Genomic DNA, 22,715 nt, shown 5'->3' on the forward strand with positions numbered 1-22,715 from the left:
GTGCCGCTGACGGCCCGCAGGCCCTGGCCCTTGTCGGGGATCGGCTTCGAGGTGCTTCCGGGCGGAGTACCGAGCCACACCCGCATACGGACGGGTACGTGCCCGTCCGGTGCCGGGTCCGTACCGAGGGCGAGCAGGGTGCCGTCGTACCCGGCGGCGGCGTCCACGCTGACCGACTGCCGGAAGCCGTCCTTCCCACCGGTCACCGCGCTCCAACGGCGCCGGCTCGCAGGCCATTTCACCCGCAAAGTGTGCCTGTCCCGGACGGCCACTCCGCGCATCGGGCCCGCACGGCCCGTGCCCGGCTCGCCGATCGCCGCGACCACGTCGAGCTGTCGTCCTGCCGTCGCACTCGCCTGAGCCGGAGCCCGAAAAACTGGTCAGCTCCCCCTCAAACACGGCCTTCCGATGCACATACGGGCCCGCGACCAGGCCCGATGCGTCTTCGAAATCCGCGGGTTCTTCCGCCGTCGGCGAAGTCAGCCGCACATCCGCCGCAACGACTTCGGTGGCCCGCACGTCCGCTACCTCCTCGAATGGAACCCTTGAGTTCGGATCAAAAATTACCCGGCGCGCATATGCCCTTGCGAAGGGTCACTTGACGGGGTGATGATCGCCGCATGGAGCTTGACGGGGGAGACTTCAAACTGCTGGGGCGGATAGACGCCCGCATAGATGGTGTACCAGTCAAGATCGGTCGGCGGCGGGAGCGACTGCTGCTCGGGCTGCTCCTCCTCGACATGGGGCACTCCTTCCCGGCGCGTCGGCTGATCGAACTGCTATGGACCGGTGAAGTGGTGCCGACCAGCGCCCGGGCCAGTCTGCACGCACACGTTTCACGGCTGCGCGGACTGTTCCAAGGGATCGTCGCCGACAGCCAGGAACCCATCATTGCGTCCGAGGGTGCCGGATACGCGCTGCACGGTGATCCCCAACGCGTCGATGTCCACCGTTTCCGCTCTCTCGCCCGCCGTGCGGACCTCGCCTCCAGCGCAGCGGAATGCGCCGCTCTCCTCGACCGCGCCCTCGGCGAGTGGCAGGGCCCCGTCCTGGGTGGCGACGGGCCGCAGGAGCTGATGGACCGTCTGGGGAGCGGGCTGAACGACATGTACCTGTCGGCGGTCACTCTGCGGGCGGAGGCAAGGCTGACGCTCGGTCAGCACAGCGGCCTCCTGGAGGAACTGGCCCAGCTGGTGCAGGAACACCCGCACCATGAACGCATCGCCCTGTTACGCATGGGGGTGCTGTACCGCTCCGGGCGGCGGAGCGAGGCGCTGAGTGTCTACGAGGAGACCAGAGCCCGGCTGGCCGCCGATCTCGGGCTGGACCCTGGTCCCGACCTGCGGCGCGTGCAGGAGATGATCCTGCTGGCAGACGGAATGCCGGAGGAATGGCCGCGCGGTCTGTTCGGTGCCCGGTGGCGGGAGACGGTCACCGTGTCTGCGGAGCGGAGCGGACACCGGACGACAGCCGGCGCGGCACCGCCCGTCCCATTCGTCCCGCCGTCGGCCGCGGGGTTCACCGGCCGGGAAGCCGAACTGCACCAGATCCTGGCACTGTCGCAAGGGGCCCGGCAGTCCGTCTCCGCGGTCGCGATCGTGGGCGCCGCCGGCCATGGCAAGACGGCACTCGCCCTGGAGTGGGCCCGCCGACATCAGGGCCGCTACCCGGGCGGGCTGGAGATCGTCGATCTGCAGGGTTACTCGGCCCGCCCCGTCCTCTCCCCGGCCGAGGTCCTGCGCACCCTGCTGACCCGGCGCGGGATGCCCCCCGAACGGATACCCCATGGCATGGCCGAGTTGACATCGCTCTACCACAGCGAGCTGGCGGGCAGTCCGAGTCTGCTCGTCCTCGACAACGCTGTCTCCGCGCAGCAGGCGCTGGCCTTGTTGCCCCCTGCTCCCGGTTCCCTCGCCCTGGTCACGAGCCGCAACCGGCTCAGCAACCTGTTGGTGACGGCCGACGTGGGGATGATTCAACTCGGCCCGCTGCCGCCCGACGATGCTCACCAGTTGCTCCGGCACGTCGTCGGTGCCAACCGTACCGATGCGGAGCCCCAGGCCACGGCGGAGCTCGCAGCGCTGTGCGGGCATTCCCCGCTCGCGCTGCGCATCGCGGCGGCCAACATGGTGATGCACCCCCGGTGCCGGATCGCGGACCATGCCCGGGCACTGCGGACCGACAACCGTTTGGGATGTCTGGCGATCACCGGTGACCGGGGATCGTCGGTGGGGTCCTCACTCGCCCTGTCCGTTCGCCGGCTCGGGCACGAGGCACAAGCGTTCTTCCGCGCCCTCGGATCGTTGTCCGCTCCGGTGGCCGACCGGTCGGCGTTGGAGCGGCTGACGGGCCTGCCCCGGGCACGCGTGTCGGACCTGCTCGACCTCCTCTCCGCGGAGCACTTGGTGCATGTCGACGGAGCGGGCCGCTTCCACCTGGACGAACTGACCTGGCAGTACGCGCGGCTCCTCGCCATGGACGACACCCACACGGCCACGGGCATCCGGACCGTGCAGCCTGAAAAAGCACATCAATCATCCGGTCCGGGCGGTGGACGTCGGCGGAGGGCTTGATCGTTCGGGAGTAGGTCGTGCGGCAGGTAGCGCCAGGGATGCCGGTGCGGGCCATGTACAGGATGGCGAAGTAGCCCGCCCGTGGCCGGGCCCGTGAGCGGACAAAGGTGGCGCTCGGGTCGACTGAGCCGGCAGGCCATGCAACCCCGGCGCCGCAGGGCCCCGGAAACGACGCCAACTCGACGGATGCAGAACCAACGCTCAGTTGGCGGTGTCGCAGTGGATGGCGTAGAGGCTGGGGCGCAGCTCACGAATGGGGGGTCCGGGCGCCGCAGCAGTTGCTGTCGATGTCCTCGTCGCTGACGTTGGTGGGGTGCGGAAGGGTGCTGGGCGCCAGCGCGCGAGACGTGAGGGGGATGGAGTCGCCGTCGATGTGAATGGTGACGTCGGTGGTGATGAGGTCCATATGGATGTCGGTGTAGTAGTCCACGACGTCGAGGAGCTGGCCGTGCTGGCCGAATCCGAGGTGGATGCCGGGATGACGCTCGTTGATGTGGGAGTTCATGCCGACGAAGTCGTCGATGCCGGTGTTCGTGCCGAAACCGAGTTCACCGACGTGGTTTCCGTGGTCGACCTGGATGCAGCGTTCGAAAAGCTTGGCGATCTTCTCGTCCGCGCAAGAGAAGGAGACGACGTTGCTGTCCTTGAGGTCGACGGTGAGCGGGTTCTCCCCCAGGCGTGCATCAAGTTGGACGGCCTTGTTGACGTTAAATGCTCCATCGGCCACGAGGCGGCCGGTGACCGAGGCCGGGTAGGTAGCAACCTCGCCGGCGGGGAGGATGACGAAATGGCCGGGTCGCCAGACGCCGCGGTTGCTCAGCCAGCGGTAGCGGTCGTTGTCCAGGGTGATTTCGAGTTCGCTGCCGGAGCTGGTGGTAACCGCGAGGTGCTTGGCGGCGAGGAAGCGGTGAAGCAAGCCGGCGTTGATGGCGCTGAGTTCCGCGGGGGTGGGGCCAAGGGCGAGGCGGAAGAAGTCCCAGCTGCCGTTGATGATGCGGATTGGCAGGACCTGGTCCCTGTAGACGTCGACCTCGTGGCGCAGGATGGGGGCGTGCGACATGGTGTCGCGTTCGATGGTGATGATGACCAGGCGGCCGGTCAGGCTGTCACGGGAGGGCAGCGCGGCCTTGAGGCGCTCGCGGAAGCCGGGGTCCTCGATGGGGGCCATGCCGAGTGCCGTGGTGGCCACCCCTCGGTCACGGGCGGCGAGAATGAGAAGAGACGCCTGTTCCCGGCAGTCCGGAGTGTAGATGACCAGCAAGGTGTCGGTGGGGGTGAGCTGGGCGTAGCCGTCGAACAGAGTGTCAACGCCCTTCAGGACGCTGGCGTCGATGATTGTCTCGACAGGTGCGGTCGTCACGCATGACTCCGTGGGCTCGGGGTGTGTGGTGGGTCCCAAGGGGTGCCGGAGCTCTGCTCCGGCACCCCTTGGGTGTACGGCTGCGTCAGCAGGCGGCCGGCGGGATCTGCCACAGGCCCGGCAGGTTGTCGTCGGACAGGATGTCCCCGCCCGTGACCGCCATGCCCTGGTGGATCGCGCTCGGCTCGGCCTTCGCCAGTTCCTCGTTCAGGATTTGCAGACGCATCTCCAGAGTTGTCATGCCAGACTCCCCTTGTTCGTGGGTTGATTGATAGAGATTGGTGCGGGACGTGCTGTGGTGCAGGCAGCACCTGCAGAGCCACAGGTCAGGCTGTGGTGTCAGGGCTGCCGTGATCCGCGGCCTTGGGGCGGCGGATCAGTCTGCGGGTAGGGCCGCGGCGGACGCGGTGCGGGGCTCACCCCGGAGTTCGGGGCCCGGCCCGTGATCGGGGTACTGGGGCCAGTTGAACCAGGCACCGGCCGCGTTGCGCGGGCCGGGCCGGGAGCCGGCGAACGCGGCCCAGGGATCGCGGTGTTCAGGCATCCCGGCCGCTCCTCTTCGCGACCATGAAGCGGCCCATGACCAGCTGGTCGATCTCCGTCTTCAGGAAGCACCGCAGGGCGTCCCGCGGAGAACAGACGATCGGCTCCCCGGCGACGTTGAACGACGTGTTGAGCAGACACGGCACACCGGTGCTCGCGGAGAAGGCATGCAACAGGGCCGAGAGTTCGGGGTTGGCGGCGTCGTCGACGGTCTGGACGCGCGCGGTGCCGTCCACGTGGCAGGCGCCGGGGATGCGGTCCCGGTACTCGGCCCGTACGGGGAAGACGAAGGTCATGTACGGGGACACGGTCTTCTTGCCCAGGTCGAAGAGGCGCGGGGCCTCGGACGCGAGGACGACGGGAGCGAAGGGCCGGAACGGCTCGCGGTGTTTGACCCTGAGGTTGATGACGTCCTTGATGTCGGGGAACCGCGGGTCGGCGAGGATGCTGCGGTTGCCCAGCGCTCGGGGCCCGTACTCCGTACGCCCCTGGAACCAGGCCACAACCTTCTTACCAGTCAGCAGTTCGACTGTCCGGGCGGTCAGCTGTGCCGCGTCCAGCTCCGCCCATTCAATGTCGTCCTCGTGCTCCGCCAGAGCGGAGAGGATCTCCGTGTCGTCGTACGCGGGGCCGAGATACGGGGTGCGGGTGGCCGCGGGACGCTCCGGCAGGCCCGCCACGTGCACCGCCGCACCGATGGACACGCCCGGATCGCTGGCGCCGAAGCCGACCTCCATTGCCGCGAAGGACGATCTCTGCAGCATCTTCGTGCCGGCGACGCAGTTGAGAGCGAGGCCGCCCTCGAACAGCAGCGTGTCGAACTTCGTGGCCGCCCCGAGCACCCTGACCTGGTGCGCCGTCACGGCCTCGACCATGTGCTGGGCGAGCCCGGCCACCTTGACCCGGAATTCGAAATCCTCGCGCTTTTCGCTGTCACCTTCGAAGAGGGCGTCGAAGAAGGAATAATACGCCTCCTTCTCCCCCGGGATGAATATCCGGTAGGAGCCGTCCTCGTTCAGTTGTACCGCGTTCACCAGGAGGGGATTGCGGGTCGGTGGGGGTGCGTAGGCGGCGAGTCCCATCATCTTGTATTCGTCGCTGTTGGGGACGAAACCCAGGTAACGGGTGATTTTTCCGTAGGCCATGGCGAGGGAGTCGTCCATGCCGACGGAGCTCTGTTCGAATACGCGCATGACACCGCCCCGCAGCTCGCCCATGACCGCGGAGTGGGTCTCGGCCCGGCCGTCGCTGACCAGGAAGGCCGCGTCGCGGACGCCCGCCACGTAGGCGCCGCACATCAGGTGCGCCGTGTGGTGCGGGACCAGGGCGAGGCTGTTCGGGTCGAGCGGGTAGTCCATCCGCGTCATGAAGTCGGCGTGCACGGCGGCCCGGCCGAGCATCCCCGTGTACAGCTCCCCGGCCCTGCCGAGCTGGTCGAACTTGGCCACGACGGGCATCCCACCGTCCGCGATATTCCTGATCGTCCGGTCGACGACCTCCGGGGCGAACCGCCAGGGGAAGGCGAAGACGTCGACGTCGTCGAGGCCGATTCCGGCCTGCCTCAGGCACCAGCGGATCGCGTGGACGGGGAAGTCGGAGGTCTTCTTGGCCCGGCTGAGCCGCTCCTCCTCGACGGCCGCCACCACCTCGCCGTCCACCACGAGGGCGGCGGAGGCGTCGTGTCCGATCAGCTGGTGGCGGTCCACTCCCGTCGCCCCGTACAGCTTCGCGAAGAGGTCCGCGCTCCGCGTGAATCCGTTGTAGCCGACCACGATCACTGAATTCCGCCCCCTCTCGCTTCCCTGACGGCACGTTCCCCACCATTCTCTTCACGTGATGTACGGGGCACATACGAAAGAGGTATCGAAAGGAAATGCCGCCCTTTCTGGGACGCATCCGGCCTGACAGAATATGGTGGCCTGTCATGGCCCGCGCATTCCGTACGTCAGGAGTCCGGGGCCGCTGCTTCTCGACGCTCAGGGGAGAATTCCGGTGCCGATGTCCGTCGCCGAAGCCGGCGTGACCCTCGCCGACCCGACCGCCTACGCCGACGAGGACCGTCTGCACCGGGCCCTGGACCTGCTGCGCCGCGAGGCCCCGGTCCACTGGGTGACGCCCCCCGGATACCACCCCTTCTGGGCCGTCACCCGCCATGCGGACGTCCGGGAGGTGGAGCGGCGCGGCGACATCTTCCTGAGCGGGCCCCGGCCGATGCTGGCCCCGGCCCGAACCGTCGCATCCTGCACCGGGGGCGGGCGAAAGGGGCTGCTGCGCCCGTTGGCGCATCTGGACGGTGCCGAGCACCACGTGATGCGCGCGGTCACCGCGTCCAGGTTCGCCCCGCAGGCCGTCGCCGCGTTGCGGCCACGGATCCGGGACCTGGCCCGGGGGGCCGTGGACCGGATGGCAGGGCGACAGGGGGAGGTCTGCGAGTTCGTCGGCGAGGTCGCCGACGTCTACGCGCTCGGCGTGCTGCTCCTCCTGCTGGGGCTGGACGACTCCGAGGCGGCGAAGGTGGGCCGCTTCACCCCCGCGGCACGCCGGTCCATGACACCGGAACAACGCACCGCGGCCATGCGCGAGTTCTACACCTACTTCCTGGCGCTGACGGCGGACCGGCGCGCGCGCCCCAGGGACGATCTGGCCTCGGTCATCGCCAACGCGCGGGTGGACGGACGGCTGCTCGACGACCACGAGGTGCTGTCACAGTTCGTCATCCTCCTCATGGCCGGGCACGACACGGCGAGCGTCACCGTCGCCGGCGGGCTGCTGGCCCTGGCCGGGCACCCCGGCCAGCTGAGCGCGCTGCGCGACGGTGCGGCCCGGCTGCCCGACGCCGTCGAGGAGATGATCCGCTGGGTCACCCCGGTCAAGGCGATCATGCGTACCGCGCGCGTGGACCACGCCCTCCACGGGGTCCGGATCCGCGCGGGCGAGGCCGTACTGCTGTCGTACCCGTCCGCGAACCGTGACGAGTCGGTCTTCCACGACCCCCACCGGTTCGATGTGCACCGGACGTCGAACCGGCAACTCGCCTTCGGATACGGCGTACACCACTGCCTCGGGGCCTCGCTGGCCCGGCTGGAGATCGAGGAGTTCTTCGCCGCGCTGCTCCCCCGCCTGGTGTCGGCCACCGTCGCGGGCCCGCCGGTACAGCTGACGACGACGTTCTCCGGGGGGCTCAAGCTCTTTCCGGTGCGCTGTGTCCTGAAGAACTGAACCCGGCCTCGTACAGGCCCGCATAGGCGCCTCCCGCAGCCAACAGCTCCGCGTGCCGTCCCCGTTCGACGATACGGCCGTCCGTCATCACCAGGACGGTGTCGGCGTCGCGGACCGTGGCGAGGCGGTGCGCGACGACCAGGCCGGTGCGTCCCGCGCGCAGTTCCCGCATCGCCTCCTGGACCAGCGCCTCGGTGCGCGCGTCCAGGGCGCTGGTCGCCTCGTCCAGGACCAGCACGGGGGCGTCGGCCAGGAAGGCGCGGGCGATAGTGATGAGCTGTTTCTCTCCCGCGCTGAGCTGTGTGGCGTGCTCGCTGATCAGCGTGTCGTAGCCGTGCGGCAGGGTGCGCACGAGACGGTCCAGGCACGCGGCGCGGGCCGCCGCGACGACCTGCCCCGGGGTGACCTCGCGCGGGCTGCCGTACGCAATGTTCTCCGCGACGGTCCCGGTGAACAGCCAGGTGTCCTGCGGGACCGTGCAGATGTGCCCGCGCAGTTCGCCGCGCGGCATCCGCGAGATGTCCGTCCCGTCGAGAAGGATGCGCCCGCCGTGCACCTCGTGGAAGCGCAGGAGCAGGTCGACCAGGGTGCTCTTGCCCGATCCGGTGGGCCCGACCAGGGCGGTCGTGGTGCCCGGTTCGGCGGTGAAGGAGAGGTCCTGGATGAGGGGCCGTGTGGGGTCGTAGGAGAAGCTGACGCGGTCGAAGGTCACGTGGCCGCGCACGGGCTGCCGGGGCCGGGCCGGCCGCCGCGGGTCGGGCAGCTCCTCCTCGGCGTCGAGCAGTTCGAAGACCCGCTCGGCCGAGGCCACCGCCGACTGCACGAGGTTGGCCGTGCCGGCGGACTGGCCGAGCGGCTGACCCAGCAGCCGGGCGTACTGTACGCACGCCTGGACCGTGCCGATGGTGAGGGCACCGGCGGCCACCCGCAGCCCGCCCACCACGGCGACGGCGACGAAGGTGAGGCTCCCGACCGCGGCCATGGCCACCGGGATCAGACCCGACACGTACTGGGCCTTCAGGCCGGCCCGGTGGAAGTCCGCATTGTGCCGGGCGAACCGCCGCTCGGCTTGTTCCCGGCGGTCGAAGACGGTGACCAGAGCGTGTCCCGAGTACGTCTCCTCGGCGTACGCGGTGAGCGCGCCCATGGCGGCGCGCTGAGCCTTGAAGTGCCGCTGAGCGCGCCGGGCCAGGCGTGCCACGACGGTCCCGGAGAGCGGTACCGTGACGAAAGCGACGAGGGTGAGCAACGGCGACGTCCAGGCCATCGCGACGACGACACCCACCGCCGTCAGCGTGGACCCGACGAACTGGCCGAGCGTCTGCTGCAGGGATTGCGCGATGTTGTCGACGTCGTGGGTGGTCCGGCTGAGGGTCTCTCCGCGCGGCCGACCGTCGAGGTGGCTCAGCGGCAGGTTCGCCGTCTTGCGTTCGACGCGGGCGCGCAGGTCGTGGACGAGGTGACCGATGATCCAGAGGCCGACCCGGGCCTGCAGCAGCGCGCAGACCGCAGCACCGGCATGGACGAGGAGCGCCCAGCCCAGGATCTGGCCCACGATCCCGAACGGGACACCGGCGTCGGCCTGGGAGCCGGACGATCCGTCGACGACGAGGTCGGTGGCATGTCCGAGAAGTCTCGGTCCGAGCGCGGTTAGCCCGGCCGAGGCGGCACCGAGGGCCAGCACGAGCAGCACCGGCCGTCGCCACGGCGCGAGCAGGCCGAGCAGGCGGACGGCGGTCCGCCGGAACGTGGGTGACGGCCGCCCCGCCGCCCCGGAGCGGGAACCGTCGCCATCGGCGGCCATCAGACGGCCTCCCCGCTCGTCGAGGCCAGCACAATCTCCCGGTACGTCGGGCAGGAGTCGAGCAGGTCGGCGTGCGGGCCGACGCCGATGAGCCGGCCCCCGTCGAGCACCGCGACGCGGTCGGCCGCACACAGGGCCGAGACCCGCTGGGTGACGACCACCGTGGTCATCGCCTCACCGGCCAGGGCGGTCCGCAGCCGCGCCTCCGTGGCCTGGTCGAGCGCCGAGAAGGGGTCGTCGAGGAGACAGACGGCGGGCCGGTGCACCAGCGCCCGGGCGACGACCAGCCGCTGCCGCTGTCCTCCGGAGAGGTTGCCCCCGCCCTGGAGCACCGGGGCGTCGAGGCCGCCCCGGTGCCCGGTCACGAAGGTATCGGCGCAGGCCGTGCGCAGCGCCCGCCACAGTTCCTCGTCGCCGGCGTCGGGCTTGGCGTAACGGAGGTTCGAGGCGACGGTGCCCGAGAAGAGGTGGGGTCGCTGCGGCGCGTAGCCGATGGCGCCCGCCAACTCGGCCCGGCCGAGCGCGCGGACGTCCGTGCCGCCGAGCCGGACGGCGCCGGACGTCGGGTCGAACGAGCGCACCATCAGGTCGAGCAGCGTGGATTTGCCGGCCCCGGCGGATCCGGTGACGGCAACCACCTCACCGGGCCGCAGAGTGAGCGTGACGTCCCGGAGCACCGGCTCCTCGGCACCTGGATAGCGGAATTCGACGCCGCTCAGCTCCAGAGCCGGTGTCGTGCGCCCGGTAGGGGGGTCGTCCCGCGCGCCGGACGGGGCGATGCGGTCCGACGCGGCACGGGGAACCGGCCCTCGCGGTGCGGTCCGCGCGGGCCGTCCGCCGGGGGCGGCGGTCGAGGACGGACCTGGTGTCAGGTCCAGTACCTCCCGGATCCGCTCCGCACTGACCTCGGCACGGGGCAGCAGGACGAACAGGGAGCCCGCCGCCATCACCGAGGTCAGGATCTGGGCGAGGTAGGTGAGGAAGGCGGTCAGGGCGCCGACCCGCAGGGTGCCGTCGGCTATGCGATGTCCGCCGGCCCAGACCACGACGACCGTCGAGGCGTTGACGACGAGCAGGACCACGGGCAGCAGGACCGCCATGAGACGTCCGGTCCGCAGCGCCGCGTTCAGCAGGCCGGTATTGGCCCGGTCGAATCTCGCGCGCTCGTGGTCCTCCCGGACGAAGGCCCGGACCACCCGCACGCCGGTGAGCTGCTCGCGCAGGAGGCGGTGAGTGACGTCGAGGCGGTGCTGCAGGTCCCGGAAGAGCGGACGGGTCCGGCGCACGGCCCACCCCACCGCCAGCGCCAGCAGCGGTGCCACCACCGCGACGACCCCGGACAACGCCACGTCCTGCCGCAACGCCATCACGATCCCGCCGAAGCACATCAGGGGCGCCGTGACCATGACCGTGCACATGGTGAGGCAGAACATCTGCACCTGCTGGACGTCGCTGGTGGTACGCATGACGAGGGAGGACACCCCGATGCGGCCCACCTCGTGCGCGGCACCGGCCAGGGCCCGGCCGAAGACGGCCGCGCGCAGCTCCCGGCCGATGTCCAGGGCGGCACGGGCGCCGAGCCAGGCGGCGCCGACGGAAGCCGCCAGCTGCAGCACGGTGGCAGCGGCCATCCAGGCCCCGGTGCGCAGGACGTGGCCGATGTCGCCGGGCACCACACCCCGGTCGAGCAGGTCGGCGTTGAGGGTCGGCAGCGACAGGGCGGCCGTGGTCTGGATCAGCTGGAGCGGCAGGATCAGGGCGAGCGAAGGGAGGCGTCGGCGGACATGGGTGTGCAGCAGGCTCGTCAACACAGCGCTGTGCCGTCCTCTCCCCCCCTCAGCGCCGCCGCGCGTGTACCGGACCGGTGAGCTGGTCGTGCAGTGCCGGGTTCGGGACCGGTTCACTGCTGAGTATGTGCTGTTGCAGGTCGCGCAGTTCGGTGAGGGGCTCCATGCCCAGTTCCCGCACCAGCCGGCTGCGCAGCGAGCGGTACAGATCCAGCGCCTCGCTGCGGCGTCCACAGCGGTAGAGGGCGGTCATGAGCTGGGCATGCAGGCCCTCGCGCAACGGGTGGAGGAGGACGAGTCGGCTCAGGTCGGTCACCACCTCGGCGGGACGCCCGAGTCGGAGCAGAGCGCCGAAGCGTTCTTCCATGACGGTCATCCGGACTTCTTCCAGACGTGCCGTTTCGGCGTCGACGAAGGGACCGCTCGCCCCGGTGAGGGCGGTACCGTGCCACAGCGCCAGGGCCTCGTCGTACGCGTGGAGGGCGGTGCCCGGAGCCCCGTTGCTCACGTCCTCCCGCGCCTGCCGGACCTTGGCGAGGAAGACGCTCAGGTCGAGTTGGCCGTCCTCGACGCGGATCACGTATCCCGAGGGCTTGGTCTGGATCCCGTCGAACCCGTGACGGGACAGTGCCCGCCGCAGTTCGGAGACGAGGGTGCGCACCCGGGTCTCCGGGGCCACGGGCAGCGGTCTGCCCCACACGGCGTCCATGAGGCGCGTGTTGGTCACCGTACAGTTGGCCTGCAGCAACAGCACGGCCAGAAGAGACCGCTGTTTCCCGCTGAGTCGGACGAAATCAGCGCCGATCCATGCCTCGACCACACCAAGAATCTGGAACGTCAAGTTCCTTGACACCGAAGAACCCTCCCCGCTGTTCACAAGACTCCCTGCTCGCCCTGCCGTTCCGAACCGCCCAACACGCCGACTTGGCAAAAGAAATCGAACGGCCGCAATTCTGGCAGCATGCTCTAGCCGTCGGCTTGCCACCCCCTTGCCACGGCACCGCGAACAGACAGCGGAGCGCGGTATTCCGGATCCCGTGGAATCCGGAATACCGCGCCCTCTTCAGCGCACGGTCGCTCAGACGCCCGGCTCGGGCGCAGCCGGCGACGTCGTGCAGCACGCACCGCTGGTGCCACCGGTCGGCCAGCAGTCGGTCCAGCCCGGGCTCTCCTCGATGCCCGTGAGGGCGGTCACCACGAGCGACTCCCAGCCGGATTCGGACACATCACGGATCGTGAAATTACCCACAGAAATTCCCCTTTCCAGTCTTCTCTTCTCGGACCGGCCTGATCCCGCCGCCGGGCGGAGACCTGACCGGCAAAGAGCACCGGACCCTCATCCAGCATTTCCTTTCTCTGGCGAGCGGGCGCAGTAGCCCAATTCGTGTGCCAACGCCGCCATTCGCCTGCACATCTCGTCCGGCAAGTCCCATTCCGGGTCGAATTCAACCGGCCCGGGATCCGGGACCGGCCTGAGCTCGGGCGCACTGAAGAACTTGTGGTCGCCTCCGAACAGCCCTCCCTCGGGACCGTTGTTGGCGAATGGCCACGCCTCGGGGTGCACCATGCGGTCGAGGAACGCCTCGTCACTGTCCAGTTCGAGCCAGTCGAGGATCCGGTGCAGCCACACCCGGGGCTCGTTGACCAGGTCCTCGCCGCGGATCCGCATCCACTGCCGTTGCGGGAGTTCGCCGAGCACCCGCATGATCCGCCGGTGCGACAGGTACCAGGAGGAGGCCGCTCCGACCACGCGCACCTTCCGGTGCGTCAGGTACTGCTGGTTCTGGCTGTGCATCGAGCGCTGAGTCGTCACGGGGTGCCGCGTCAGGTGGATGTAGCGGGCGTTCGGATAGCTGCGCAGGCACTGGTCGAGGGATTCGTCCGTGGCCACGGTGTCGGGCGTCTTCTCCACCCCGATCAGCGGACTGACCAGCTCCAGCAGGTGATCCAGGACCCTGGGCATCGGCCAGTCGGGGCGCTTCCGCAGCCACTCCTCGGCCCGGGCGATCGCGTCCGCAGTCTGTTCTCCCTCGTGGACCTGGGCAAGGGCGCGACAGACCCCGCTCAGGCGGGTCTTGCGGTAGGCCGGTGGAAACCGCTCCGCCTCCGTGCCGTCCTCTCCGACGAGATCGCCCACCGTATCGTTGGCGAAGACCAGCATCTCGGGAAAGCCGAAGATCCCCGGGTGCCCGGCCAGGAGAGCCAGGGTGATCGTGGAGAACGAACGGGGCGGGGAGAGGATGAAGAGGGGATCCGGGTGTCCGGCGCCGACGGATTCGGCGCCCTGGGGCACTTCGGCGGCGGAGACTGTCTCAGTCATGTAGAGCTCCCATCGAAAGGGCCGGCGGAGACGGTGACCAGGTGGCGCATCCCCGAGTGCCGTCGTCGCACGGCCGAGGTCACGGGGGTGTGGCTGCCGGTGTGGATCCGGGCACCGGGCCATGGGCGGGAGGCCGCGAGCCGCAGACTGTGCGCGAGGGCTCCGGCCCCTACCAGCGATTCCGGGTAGGCCGCACCGGTCCACGGCCTGGCTGCTCTCCCGAGATCGGCGCAGACGAGGAAGAGCCGGCCCACGTCCGGGTACGCCTCGGCGAGCACGCCGGTCCAGGAGGGCTCCGCCTCGAACGGCACCACGGTGTCGGCCCTGGCGAACACGACATGCGCCGCACCCGGTCCGACGTGGCCCGTCACCGCGAGGATTCCGTACGGAGTCTGGTCCGGGACGGCCAGCCGGTGGGACCGGAACGCGTTGTCCAGCACGGCCGCCACCTCCCCCGCGACGCCGGAGGACTCCATCGCCCTGGGCCGACGCTCCGGCTCCGCGCGCTGGGCGGACCGGCCGCCACGGCATGCCTGTTCCACCGCGGCGACCGCGTCGGCCATCGACAGGGGCGTCATCCCCGTACCTCCTGTGGTCTCGAACCGCCCGCCAGTCCGGCCACGGCGCCCACGCTCTCTCTCGTCGGGTCGAGTTCGAGGACCGCTGGCAGGTACTCGCTCCAGCCGAGTCCGCAGGCGAGCGGAATCTGAGCCTCCCGTGCCGCGTGAGCCAGTCGCATCGCCGCGATACCGGCGTCCAGGTGTGCCAGCCGCCAGGCACTGTCCCCGAACTCCGCGGCGAGCGGACCGGCGTTCGCGACGAGAACGATCACCGCGTCCAGGTCGGTCACATCCGGCCCGGAGGACAGCACGGCCCGTCTCCACGGTGGGGAGTCGGCCCGCAAGGACAACAGCCGGTGGCCGAGGTCGTCGTACCGGAAGACCTGACCGGGCAGTTCCTGGCCGAGCAGATCCGTCAGGACGTATGTATCGACGGAGATCGGGCCGTTCTCGTCCTGGCCACGACCGGCGTCGCACGCGGCGGTCGGACCCGCCGTGTGCGGCAGGATCTCCGCGAGCGCCATGACCGGCCCGGCCGGGTCGAGATGTCCGCCGTGCCGGTCGGACCCTGAGGGGCCCGGCAGCCGCACCGCGGGCGACGTGTACGGCAGGACGCGGCGCCGCGACGCCTCGCGCACCTGATGACGTCGGGGAGCGAGCAGGCGCGGCATGGGGGTCAGCCGACCGGGCGGGAGCGCCACGTGCCACTCATACGCCTCGATGAGCCTCAGGGCGTCGTCGACGGCCCCGTCCCTGCCGTCCCCGCATACGGTGCACGAGGGGTCGGGCGCGAAGAGGTGACGTTCCGTATGGACTCCCCCGGTCGCGGTGCGCACTCGGCTGCCGAGGGTCGTCACCGGTGTGGTCCGCGCGAGGACGGCCAGCACTTCCATAGCTGCGGCCGAGGCCAGCAGCGCCTCATCGCCGCCCGCGGCGCCAACGGGCCCGCCGCCCCGGCGGAAGCAGCCGGCGCATGCCGACCCACCCGGCCAGAACAGCGGTCCCACCTCAACCGCGCCGTCCCCGGTCGCGAGGCGCAGGACGGGGACGCGGTCCACCCAGGCAGCGGCCACCCAGTCCGCCAGGCGCCCCGCAGCACTGGGCCGGTCGGCCACCACGACAAGGTTGCAGTCCTGCGGAACTCCGCCTCCGCCGCTTCCGGTGGACACCCTGCCCACCCCGCTGACGGTCAGGTCCTCCATCAGCATCCGGGTCAGGGGCTGCTCGGCGACCAGCAGGACATGGGACCGGGAGAGCTCGTCCAGCACCGACTCGGCTGACGCATGCCCACCCGTGAGGGCGGCCGTACGGGAGTAGTAAGCAACGGTGTCTTCCGGCACGCCCTCCTGCTGCTCCAACTGCGCGGGGCCGCCCGGTTCCAGTACGCCCCAGTCGTCCAGCAGCTCCAGCGCCTGGGTGAGGTCGGCGGGATCGGCGGCGAGCAAGGAACACAGCTCGTCCATGTCATGCCGTCCGTCCAGCAGCGGCAGCAGCGCCGGAAGGAACCCGGAGGCCGCCTCGCCGCTCAGCAGCATCCGATGCGGGCCGCCTTCCACCACGAGCCCACCGGGAACGTCCACGAGCACCAGCCCACGGCAGAGGGCAGGCCGTGCCCGGTCACGGCCCGGCACGGCTCTCGAAGCCGACGTGCCCTGACTCGTCACCGCACCTCCAAGGGATCGCGACGCGGCGACAGGGCCGGCAGAACCGCACTGAGGCGGTTCAGCTCCGGGTTCGCGGCACCGCGGTCGCCGCACCGCGTGCACCCGTGACACGGCACGACGCGGTGCGTCTCAACGTCCCACCGGCGGAGGCGAATCGTGCTCACGCGCCCCGGACCGGTACCGGCCGCGCCGTCCGCGTAGGCCGCGACCACGGCGGCGGCGGCCCTGGCGTGGTGGGGCAGAAACCCACCAGGGCCGCAGTGCGGATCCCGGTCGTAACGGCCCGTCAGGAGCGAGGTCGTCCGCGCCTGGAGGTCATGCTGGCTGCGCCTGAGCCGGTAGCAGCGGAAACAGGGGGCGTACGGGGGGCGGATCAGAGGGCCGACCCGGACGGCCGCCGCCTCCAGGACAACCGGGAGCCAGGGCCGTTCGGTGGCGTGTGCCAGCGCGTCGATCTCCTCACAGAGAGCGAACTCGGGCCGCCAAGAGGCCAGGACGACGGGACCACGGAACTCGCTGAATGCATGGGCGAGTCGGGACACGGAAAGCACCTTGGTTCCGGGCCGGGTCTCGACCAGCAGCCGGCCGACCCGCTCGCCGAAGGCTCCCGTGGCGATCACTGGAAGGGCTGGGGCCACAGATTCAACTCCTTCTCCGGCCGGCTGGGGTGTCCCATGGCGACGGGCGCCGAGTACAGGCGCGGATGGGCCCGATACTGCCCGTATCGGTGAAACGTCAGGGGCTGCAGCCCCGGTACGACGACGCATACGGCCGTCAGTCCCGCCGCCGCCAGCTCGCGCGTTGTCCGGTCCACGGCCACCGCCCGCATGCCCCGCTCCGCAAGCGCACCGACCACCCGCGCCAGGGCCTTTCCGGCATCCCGGGGCAGCCGCGCGCCGTCCTCCGCCCGGCGGGCATGGCGCTGCTTCAGCAGGAAGTCGAAGGCGTGCCGCCGCTCCGGCCTGCCCATGAACTGCGCTCCGGCCATGACCAGGGCATGGCTGTCGGGATTGGCACGGTGGAACAGGGCACGCGCGGGAACGGCTTCGAGCAGGGCCTTCTCCGCCGCCTCGGTCAGATCGCGGCCGACGGCGCAGCCGACCGAGCGGCGGCAGGCGTCGTCGTACTCGGCGACCTGCACGCAGTAGACGGCAGGCACTCCGATGTCCGTCGTCGCGTCATAGAAGTGCGTCGTGACGAAGTGCCGTGCGCAGTGGTCGAGCAGGGCGGAGAGCGTCGCTGTGGGACGTGTGAACCCGAGGCGCGGCAGGGGCAGCATCTGCAGCCAGACGAGCGCGGCGGAGTCCCGCTCGCACACCTCGCACAGACCGCGCAGCAGGGCCTCGGCCGGATCGGAGTGCACCGCGTAGCCCGTGGAGATGCGGTTCCAGAACCGTTCCGCGGGGGCGAGGCGGCGTATTCCGTGCCGTGCCATGACCGACGGCACCCACACCGCCTCACCCGACGCCATGTCGAGCCCGCGCTGCCATCGGATGGGCTCCTCGGCACGGAAGGGGACGACCGGGCAGTGACCACTCGCGTACTCGGTTTCCGAGCAGCGGGGCACGGCCGTCATGTCCAGCACCGGCCCGTCCAGTTCGGCGACCGTCGCCCACCGTTCGCCGCTGCCGGGAAAGTCCGCGCCCGAGTAGCGTTCGGCGGCCTCCGCGACGGCGATCAGCTCCGCGTCGTCCGGACCGGCCAGGCTGCGGCCCGCGCCGCCGAACTCGTCGGGCCGTTCGACGCCTGGCGCGCCGTTCACCCGGGCCGAGGCGAGGGACAGCCCCGCCAGCCCCCGGACCGGCGCTCCGGGCAGCACCTCGCTAACGACGCCGTACGGAGACACGAGCGCGCGCATCCCTGCTGCCAACTCCGATGAGAACCCGCCCACGTTCCTCCCTCCTCCGGTACGTCCGGGCCGTCGGTCAGTCCCGTGCGGACCGCTGGTCCGCGCGGGCGAAGTCCAGTTCCGGTGAGGCGTCATGGCGGAAGGGATCGGCGGGGTCGATCCCCGCCTCCCGCATCGCGTCCGCGACCGCCTCGGCACGGGATCCCCCACGGGTGCCGATGGCATGGTCGACGAGCCCCTGCGCCACGGCCGTGGCCCGATGCTGGCCGAAGCTGAGTCCGGACGGGCCGCGCGACCGACGGGCGAACGGATGCCACGCCATCGACACACCCGGCGCGAGCCGCCGCGCGAACACGGACACCTCGTCCCCCAGCCCCGGCAGACCGCCGAGCGCGTCCACGATGTCCGGGGCCGCGTCCCAGCCGTCCGGGCCCAGGAAGACCACCAACGCGTCTCGGCGCGGAAGCAGCAGCGGGGAGGAGGCCACCTTGGCCCGGTAGGGAACGCCCTTGTCCTCCAGACAGCGCAACGCCGCCGCCCAGACACCCGGCACCGCGTCGATACCCCGCACGTGCGCGTACACCCTCAGGACCGGTTTGCGCACCGAGCGTCCACGGCTGCCGTCGGCGAGAAAGAAGCCCGGCGAGAGAGCGGGACGTGCGGCCGGCATCGACAGGTAGACCACCTCGCCGGCCCCCTGGGCGTCGGCGAGCTTGCGGTGCTCCGGCACCCATACCCGGGTGCCGTCGATGGAGGCCAGCAACTCGCCGTCCCTGCGCCCGTCCACCCGGGCGCTCGTGATCGTCTCCTGGTGGGGCATGACCCGGGCGAGTTCGGCTTCCAGGGCGGCGTTTCTGACGACATCCTTCGATTTGTAGGTGTCCGGCCCGCGCCCGGAATGCAGGAAATCGTAGAGACTCCATCGCAGCAGTACCGAAAGGTGCCTCGGGCTGTTCGCCTCCAGTTTATGGCCGTCGACATGGGCGACCATTCCATCGGACTGCAACTCGATCTTTTCCAGGGCGCATTCGAGTTCCGGCAGCAACAGGTCACCTGCTTGTGACATCGATCTCCCCCATCTCCAGAATCCCGGCGATCTCATGGGGATTGAGCAGCGCTCTGCGTCCGATTCCATTAGCCACGTACTGGGTCATGCTGAGCACCATCATCTTGGCCACGACGCTGAACATCCGGTCGTATAGGTGCCAGCCGGCGAGCGCGGCGGCCCGCCGCGGCAGATCGGGGTCGGTCGTCGTGCGCACCGACCGGTAGCCGGACCAGAACTCCCCCACCATGGGCTGTGCCGCCCGCAGCTCGACCGTGGTCCGGGCGATGACCTCCTCGCGGCTGACGCCGAGCACGGTCCCGGAATCGCCCACGGGCCCCGTGTGCAACCCGCGGGCCGCCCGGTCCGCCGCCAGGTAGAGCCATTCCCCCACGAACATGCCCACGTCGTGGGCCGGGTCACCGAGGCGGAACTCCTCCCAGTCGATGATGTGTCGGCGTCCGCCGGCGACGAGGACCTGGTCCAGCCGGAAGTCGCCGTGTGTGGGCACCTTCGACGCCGTGTCCTCGTCGCGGCGCAACGCGCGCAGTGCCTCCTTGACCTCCTCGTCCTGCTGCAGCAAGCGCCATCCCTGAAGCACGGCCGAACTGGCGGCCTGGTACTGCGTGAGGGTCAGCCCTTCCAGCGACCCCAGTGGCGGATACCGCGAGGGAGAGGTGTCGATGGAGGCGTTCTCCAGGTCGACGGGCAGTTCGTGCAGGGCGCCCGTCATCTCGCCCAGGCGGCGGGCGAGCCCGGCGTCGAACCGGCCCTCACGCGCCAGCAGGTCGGCCGGCTCGGCATCCTCGATCAGCTCGAAGACGAGCAGGTTACGGTCGTCGTCCGCGCCCAGGAGCGCGGCCCCGGACAACTCCGGCGTCCGCAATGCCTCGAACGACCTGGCCCTCCTGACACCCGGGGCCGGGCAGCCGAGCGACTCGTTCAGCTGCTTGACGAACACTCCGCGCCCGCTGGTGGTGACGCCCGAGCACTTCCGGTGCCGCCCCGGATGCGTGACCACCCGGTCCGGCGACAGCCTGCCCAGGCCCAACCGTTCGAGGAATGGGTTGACTATGGCGAGATCTGGAATTCTCACACCGTTCGGCGGAAGCATGTGTCGAGTCTTGCCGTCGCTTGCACGAAGCACATACGCGCCCTGCACGTAAATTCCGTGCCCGTGATGGATACGAGCGACATACGCGCCCCGCACGTCATCCCCGAAAGCCATTGACGCGCCTTCCGGGACCTCACTAACTTCACCCCCATCGGCTGTGTTCTGCACGTACGGACCAACTGAATGTGAAGCTGCGCGGAGGAATGCGATGACCGAGACGGTGGACACCACAGCGGCGCTGGAAGCGCCGGTGGGTACGCATGCGATATGGCAGTCGTCGACAAAGGTCAGCCGCGTGACGGACTTTCTGCCCGCCCCGACGGCCGACGAACTGTTGCGCCGCGCCGCATCGGCCGCACAGGACGACCTGCTCCCCGCACGCGTGCGCGACAACCGGCTGGACACGCGCATGCGCAGTTCCCTCGCCCACCGCGGCTTCTCCGCTCCGGAACTACTCACCGCGATCGACGCCGTGGTCGGCCAGGTCGAGAAGATCCTCGGGGTCTCCTGCGCCGGAACGCGGCCGGCCTTCACGCTGAACGTCCACAACGACGGTGACTTCTACCGCGCCCACCAGGACGTCAGCTCTCACGACGTGGCCAAGGGCGTACGGGCCGCCAAGCGCGTGGTGACCTTCGTGTACTACCTCCACCGCACCCCGGCCCCCTTCACGGGCGGGGACCTGCGCATGTACGACTCCGCCCTGCCGCTGAACGCCGAGCATGACGGCCTGCGCCGCGAGGACTGCACGTACCGGGACTACGCCCCGGAGCACAACAGCGTCGTCTTCTTCCTGCCCTCCGCCCTGCACGAGGTCAGGCCCGTCAGCTGCCCCAGCGGGCACTACGCGGACAGCCGGTTCGCCATCAACGGCTGGCTGTGTCGGACCGATGCGTCCTGACGTCGTGGTCGGCGACACCGCGACGCGCTTCGTCGACGCGATGCAGGCGGAGGCACGCATCACGGCGGTGGCGGCCTACGCGCCCGACCGCGTGACGCTGCGGGTGGACGCCCTCGACGACCAGGACCACCTCGTCCCCTCGCTGGTGTGTCACCAGCGGGACGCCGAGGGCACATGGCGGTCGGTCTGGTCGGTGTCCGGCGCCTTCCAGGCGCTCCCGGTCCCGGCGGGGCTGGTGTACGTCCGGCGCGGTGAGGACGGCCGCCAATTCGTCGCCCTCCGCGCGGACACGGGCGCCGGCTCCCACACCGCACCGGAGCGCGTTCTCGACATCCGCCCCGGGATGGTGGGCTCGCTCATGCTCCGGCCCGAGACCGGCACCCTCGTCTACACGGTGGAGGGGCCCTCGGCTCCGGGTGACCATCCGCAGGGCGTCCTGCGGGACTCCGACGCCGTGTGGTGGGACAGTCCCGACGCCTCATTGGCAGGTGCCCGTCGCCCGGTGGGCGACTGGCAGCTGTGGCAGGTGCCCCTCGGCGCGGAGGGGGACGCTCAGCAGGTCGGCCTCACACTGCCGCCCGGTACAGCCCTCACCGGGGAGGCGACCTGCACGGCCGAGGCCGTGGTGCTCGGAACGCGCGAGCACCGGCCGGACGGCAGCCGCCGCTTCGGCCTGCTCGTCGTGGCGTACGACGGATCGTCTGCCCGCTACCTGCAGCCCACCGGATTCGACATCACGGCACCCCTGTCCTGCCCCGACGGGCTGACGGTGGCCTGTCTGGCTGCCTCGCTGCCTGCCGAGGGCGAGGCCCCCGCCCAGTACGCGGCCCTGGTGGCGGCCCCGTCGTGGGAACCCCAGATCCTGAAGGCACCGGACGACACCTGGCAGCAGCCCTGCGGCTGGGACGGCCCGGACCGCCTTGTGTGCAGAGGCGCCGAGGGCCGGCGAAGCGTGCTGAACACCTACCACCTCCGCACCTCGAGCTGGACACGCACCGAAGCCTCCGCCTCCGTGCTGCATGCCCAGATCGCCGACGGGCGGGCGGCCGCCGTCGTGGCGGCGATCGCCACCCCGCCGGCGGTCGAGGTCGTCCACCTGTCGACCGGAGCCGTCGAACCGGTCACCGCCACCCGGCTCACTCTGCCCGCGGGCAGAGTGAGCCACCACCCCCAGCGTCTGCCCGACGTACCGGGAAACCTCGCCTCATGGCTGTGCGTGCCCGAGGACGGGCCCGCCCGCGGAACGGTCGTCCTGCTGCACGGTGGGCCGGTCCGCAACTGGGCTGAGTGGCACTGGCGCTGGAATCCGTGGCCGTTCGTCGCCTCGGGCTTCGCGGTGATCCTCGTGGAACCCCCCTTGTCGCTCGGTTACGCGTCCAGCATGAGCACCGGGTGGCGACGCTGGCGCACCGGTGTCGCAGCCGTCGCCGCCCGTCAGATCGACCAGCTGCGGGACCACACCGGCCTGGCGGACACGCCTCTCGCGGTGGTCGGACCGTGCGTCGGCGGACTCCTGGCCCTGTCCGTCGCCCAGGAACTGCGCCCCCGGCTGGTGGTGTCCTACGGCGGCACCATGGACCAGGCCCAGATCGTCGGTGGCGGCGACGGGAGCTGGCTGTGGGCGGGCGAGTTCGGCTCGCCGGACGCCGAGCACGCCCGGTACGCCGCGGAGAGCTTCCAGCCGCACTCCGTACCCGCCGGCACCCGTGTGCTGCTCTCCCACGGGCTGCACGACGGCTGGGTGCCTCCGACTGAGAGCCTGCGCGTACACCGGGCGCTGCTGCGCGACGGCGTCCGCAGCGAGCTGGTGCTCTTCCGCGCCGAAGGCCACCAGCTGGCTCGTCCCCGCAACGTCCGGGCCTGGTACCGCTGGACGCTGACCGCCTGTCTCGAAGAACTGGGCGCCCCGGCGGCCGCGGAGCGTGCGGGATGACCGCGCAGGACGTCCCCGGGCGCGCCATTCCCGGGGATGTACG

At 70.5% G+C, this 22,715-nt stretch carries 18 protein-coding genes; 4 read left to right on the forward strand and 14 right to left on the reverse strand.

Features of this window, described 5'->3' with window-relative positions; all coding sequences use genetic code 11:
- The first annotated feature begins 620 nt into the window (after window positions 1-620).
- On the forward strand, window positions 621-2,573 hold the full coding sequence (locus KUM39_RS11205; RefSeq protein ID WP_217785352.1) for an AfsR/SARP family transcriptional regulator: 1,953 nt from the start codon (window positions 621-623) through the stop codon (window positions 2,571-2,573).
- A gap of 247 nt (window positions 2,574-2,820) precedes the next feature.
- Here the strand turns inward: KUM39_RS11205 and KUM39_RS11210 are convergent, their stop codons facing one another.
- The 4 genes from KUM39_RS11210 to KUM39_RS11225 form a co-directional block, all read right to left on the reverse strand.
- Window positions 2,821-3,933: a CgnE/CgnB domain-containing protein gene (locus KUM39_RS11210; protein WP_217785354.1), complete on the reverse strand. Its 1,113-nt coding sequence runs from the start codon at window positions 3,931-3,933 to the stop codon at window positions 2,821-2,823.
- Between the two features lie 85 nt (window positions 3,934-4,018).
- The gene (locus tag KUM39_RS11215) at window positions 4,019-4,174 is read right to left on the reverse strand and encodes a hypothetical protein (RefSeq protein WP_159425402.1); all 156 of its coding nucleotides are present in this window, start codon (window positions 4,172-4,174) and stop codon (window positions 4,019-4,021) included.
- A 135-nt stretch (window positions 4,175-4,309) separates the two neighbouring features.
- Complete coding sequence (locus KUM39_RS11220; RefSeq protein ID WP_217785355.1) at window positions 4,310-4,477, reverse strand: hypothetical protein; 168 nt, start codon at window positions 4,475-4,477, stop codon at window positions 4,310-4,312.
- On the reverse strand, window positions 4,470-6,254 hold the full coding sequence (locus KUM39_RS11225; protein ID WP_217785356.1) for a carbamoyltransferase family protein: 1,785 nt from the start codon (window positions 6,252-6,254) through the stop codon (window positions 4,470-4,472). Before KUM39_RS11225 ends, KUM39_RS11220 begins: the two co-directional genes overlap by 8 nt.
- A 220-nt stretch (window positions 6,255-6,474) precedes the next feature.
- Here KUM39_RS11225 and KUM39_RS11230 point away from each other — a divergent pair, with 220 nt between their 5' ends.
- Window positions 6,475-7,695: a cytochrome P450 gene (locus KUM39_RS11230; protein ID WP_217785357.1), complete on the forward strand. Its 1,221-nt coding sequence runs from the start codon at window positions 6,475-6,477 to the stop codon at window positions 7,693-7,695.
- Here KUM39_RS11230 and KUM39_RS11235 read toward each other — a convergent pair.
- From KUM39_RS11235 to lxmK, 10 genes are all read right to left on the reverse strand, one after another.
- Window positions 7,658-9,499: an ABC transporter ATP-binding protein gene (locus KUM39_RS11235; RefSeq protein WP_217785358.1), complete on the reverse strand. Its 1,842-nt coding sequence runs from the start codon at window positions 9,497-9,499 to the stop codon at window positions 7,658-7,660. The genes KUM39_RS11230 and KUM39_RS11235 overlap by 38 nt on opposite strands.
- On the reverse strand, window positions 9,499-11,310 hold the full coding sequence (locus KUM39_RS11240) for an ABC transporter ATP-binding protein (protein WP_217785360.1): 1,812 nt from the start codon (window positions 11,308-11,310) through the stop codon (window positions 9,499-9,501). Before KUM39_RS11240 ends, KUM39_RS11235 begins: the two co-directional genes overlap by 1 nt.
- Window positions 11,311-11,335: 25 nt before the next feature.
- Window positions 11,336-12,127 (reverse strand): AfsR/SARP family transcriptional regulator, encoded by a 792-nt coding sequence (locus KUM39_RS11245; RefSeq protein WP_217785361.1) that lies wholly within the window; start codon window positions 12,125-12,127, stop codon window positions 11,336-11,338.
- 495 nt (window positions 12,128-12,622) lie between these two features.
- A complete protein-coding gene (locus KUM39_RS11250) occupies window positions 12,623-13,606 on the reverse strand; it encodes a sulfotransferase family protein (RefSeq protein ID WP_217785363.1) in 984 nt (327 codons plus the stop codon).
- On the reverse strand, window positions 13,603-14,184 hold the full coding sequence (locus KUM39_RS11255; protein WP_217785365.1) for a hypothetical protein: 582 nt from the start codon (window positions 14,182-14,184) through the stop codon (window positions 13,603-13,605). The genes KUM39_RS11250 and KUM39_RS11255 overlap by 4 nt, the downstream gene beginning before the upstream one ends.
- Entirely contained in the window at window positions 14,181-15,746 is a 1,566-nt protein-coding gene (locus KUM39_RS11260) for a hypothetical protein (RefSeq protein ID WP_217785366.1), read from the reverse strand. The genes KUM39_RS11255 and KUM39_RS11260 overlap by 4 nt, the downstream gene beginning before the upstream one ends.
- Window positions 15,747-15,826: 80 nt before the next feature.
- Window positions 15,827-16,468 (reverse strand): TOMM precursor leader peptide-binding protein, encoded by a 642-nt coding sequence (locus KUM39_RS28770; RefSeq protein ID WP_217785367.1) that lies wholly within the window; start codon window positions 16,466-16,468, stop codon window positions 15,827-15,829.
- Window positions 16,447-17,721, reverse strand: coding sequence for a YcaO-like family protein (locus KUM39_RS11270; RefSeq protein ID WP_217785369.1), 1,275 nt, complete (start codon window positions 17,719-17,721; stop codon window positions 16,447-16,449). Before KUM39_RS11270 ends, KUM39_RS28770 begins: the two co-directional genes overlap by 22 nt.
- 34 nt (window positions 17,722-17,755) lie before the next feature.
- A complete protein-coding gene (locus KUM39_RS11275) occupies window positions 17,756-18,745 on the reverse strand; it encodes a T3SS effector HopA1 family protein (protein WP_217785371.1) in 990 nt (329 codons plus the stop codon).
- Entirely contained in the window at window positions 18,729-19,838 is a 1,110-nt protein-coding gene (lxmK, locus tag KUM39_RS11280) for a class V lanthionine synthetase subunit LxmK (protein ID WP_217785373.1), read from the reverse strand. The genes KUM39_RS11275 and lxmK overlap by 17 nt, the downstream gene beginning before the upstream one ends.
- Window positions 19,839-20,133: 295 nt before the next feature.
- On the opposite strand from lxmK, the gene KUM39_RS11285 reads away from it, so the two are divergent.
- Together KUM39_RS11285 and KUM39_RS11290 are read left to right on the forward strand one after the other, a co-directional pair.
- Window positions 20,134-20,739 carry a 2OG-Fe(II) oxygenase gene (locus KUM39_RS11285; RefSeq protein WP_308288105.1) on the forward strand — a complete coding sequence of 202 codons (606 nt, stop codon included), beginning with the start codon at window positions 20,134-20,136 and terminating at the stop codon, window positions 20,737-20,739.
- Window positions 20,729-22,672, forward strand: a complete 1,944-nt coding sequence (locus KUM39_RS11290) for an alpha/beta hydrolase family protein (RefSeq protein ID WP_217785377.1) — start codon at window positions 20,729-20,731, stop codon at window positions 22,670-22,672. Before KUM39_RS11285 ends, KUM39_RS11290 begins: the two co-directional genes overlap by 11 nt.
- Window positions 22,673-22,715: the final 43 nt, after the last annotated feature.

The organism is Streptomyces corallincola, from assembly GCF_019104725.1.
In the GTDB taxonomy this organism is placed as follows: Bacteria; Actinomycetota; Actinomycetes; order Streptomycetales; family Streptomycetaceae; genus Streptomyces; species Streptomyces corallincola.

Excerpts from the sequence above, each read along its gene's own strand:
- KUM39_RS11235 (WP_217785358.1), bottom strand. The coding sequence starts at position 9,499 with ATGGCCGCCGATGGCGACGGTTCCCGCTCCGGGGCGGCGGGGCGGCCG.
- KUM39_RS11250 (WP_217785363.1), bottom strand. The coding sequence starts at position 13,606 with ATGACTGAGACAGTCTCCGCCGCCGAAGTGCCCCAGGGCGCCGAATCC.
- KUM39_RS11230 (WP_217785357.1), top strand. The coding sequence starts at position 6,475 with ATGTCCGTCGCCGAAGCCGGCGTGACCCTCGCCGACCCGACCGCCTAC.
- lxmK (WP_217785373.1), bottom strand. The coding sequence starts at position 19,838 with ATGCTTCCGCCGAACGGTGTGAGAATTCCAGATCTCGCCATAGTCAAC.
- KUM39_RS11275 (WP_217785371.1), bottom strand. The coding sequence starts at position 18,745 with ATGTCACAAGCAGGTGACCTGTTGCTGCCGGAACTCGAATGCGCCCTG.
- KUM39_RS11255 (WP_217785365.1), bottom strand. The coding sequence starts at position 14,184 with ATGACGCCCCTGTCGATGGCCGACGCGGTCGCCGCGGTGGAACAGGCA.
- KUM39_RS11220 (WP_217785355.1), bottom strand. The coding sequence starts at position 4,477 with ATGCCTGAACACCGCGATCCCTGGGCCGCGTTCGCCGGCTCCCGGCCC.
- KUM39_RS11290 (WP_217785377.1), top strand. The coding sequence starts at position 20,729 with ATGCGTCCTGACGTCGTGGTCGGCGACACCGCGACGCGCTTCGTCGAC.
- KUM39_RS11205 (WP_217785352.1), top strand. The coding sequence starts at position 621 with ATGGAGCTTGACGGGGGAGACTTCAAACTGCTGGGGCGGATAGACGCC.
- KUM39_RS11215 (WP_159425402.1), bottom strand. The coding sequence starts at position 4,174 with ATGACAACTCTGGAGATGCGTCTGCAAATCCTGAACGAGGAACTGGCG.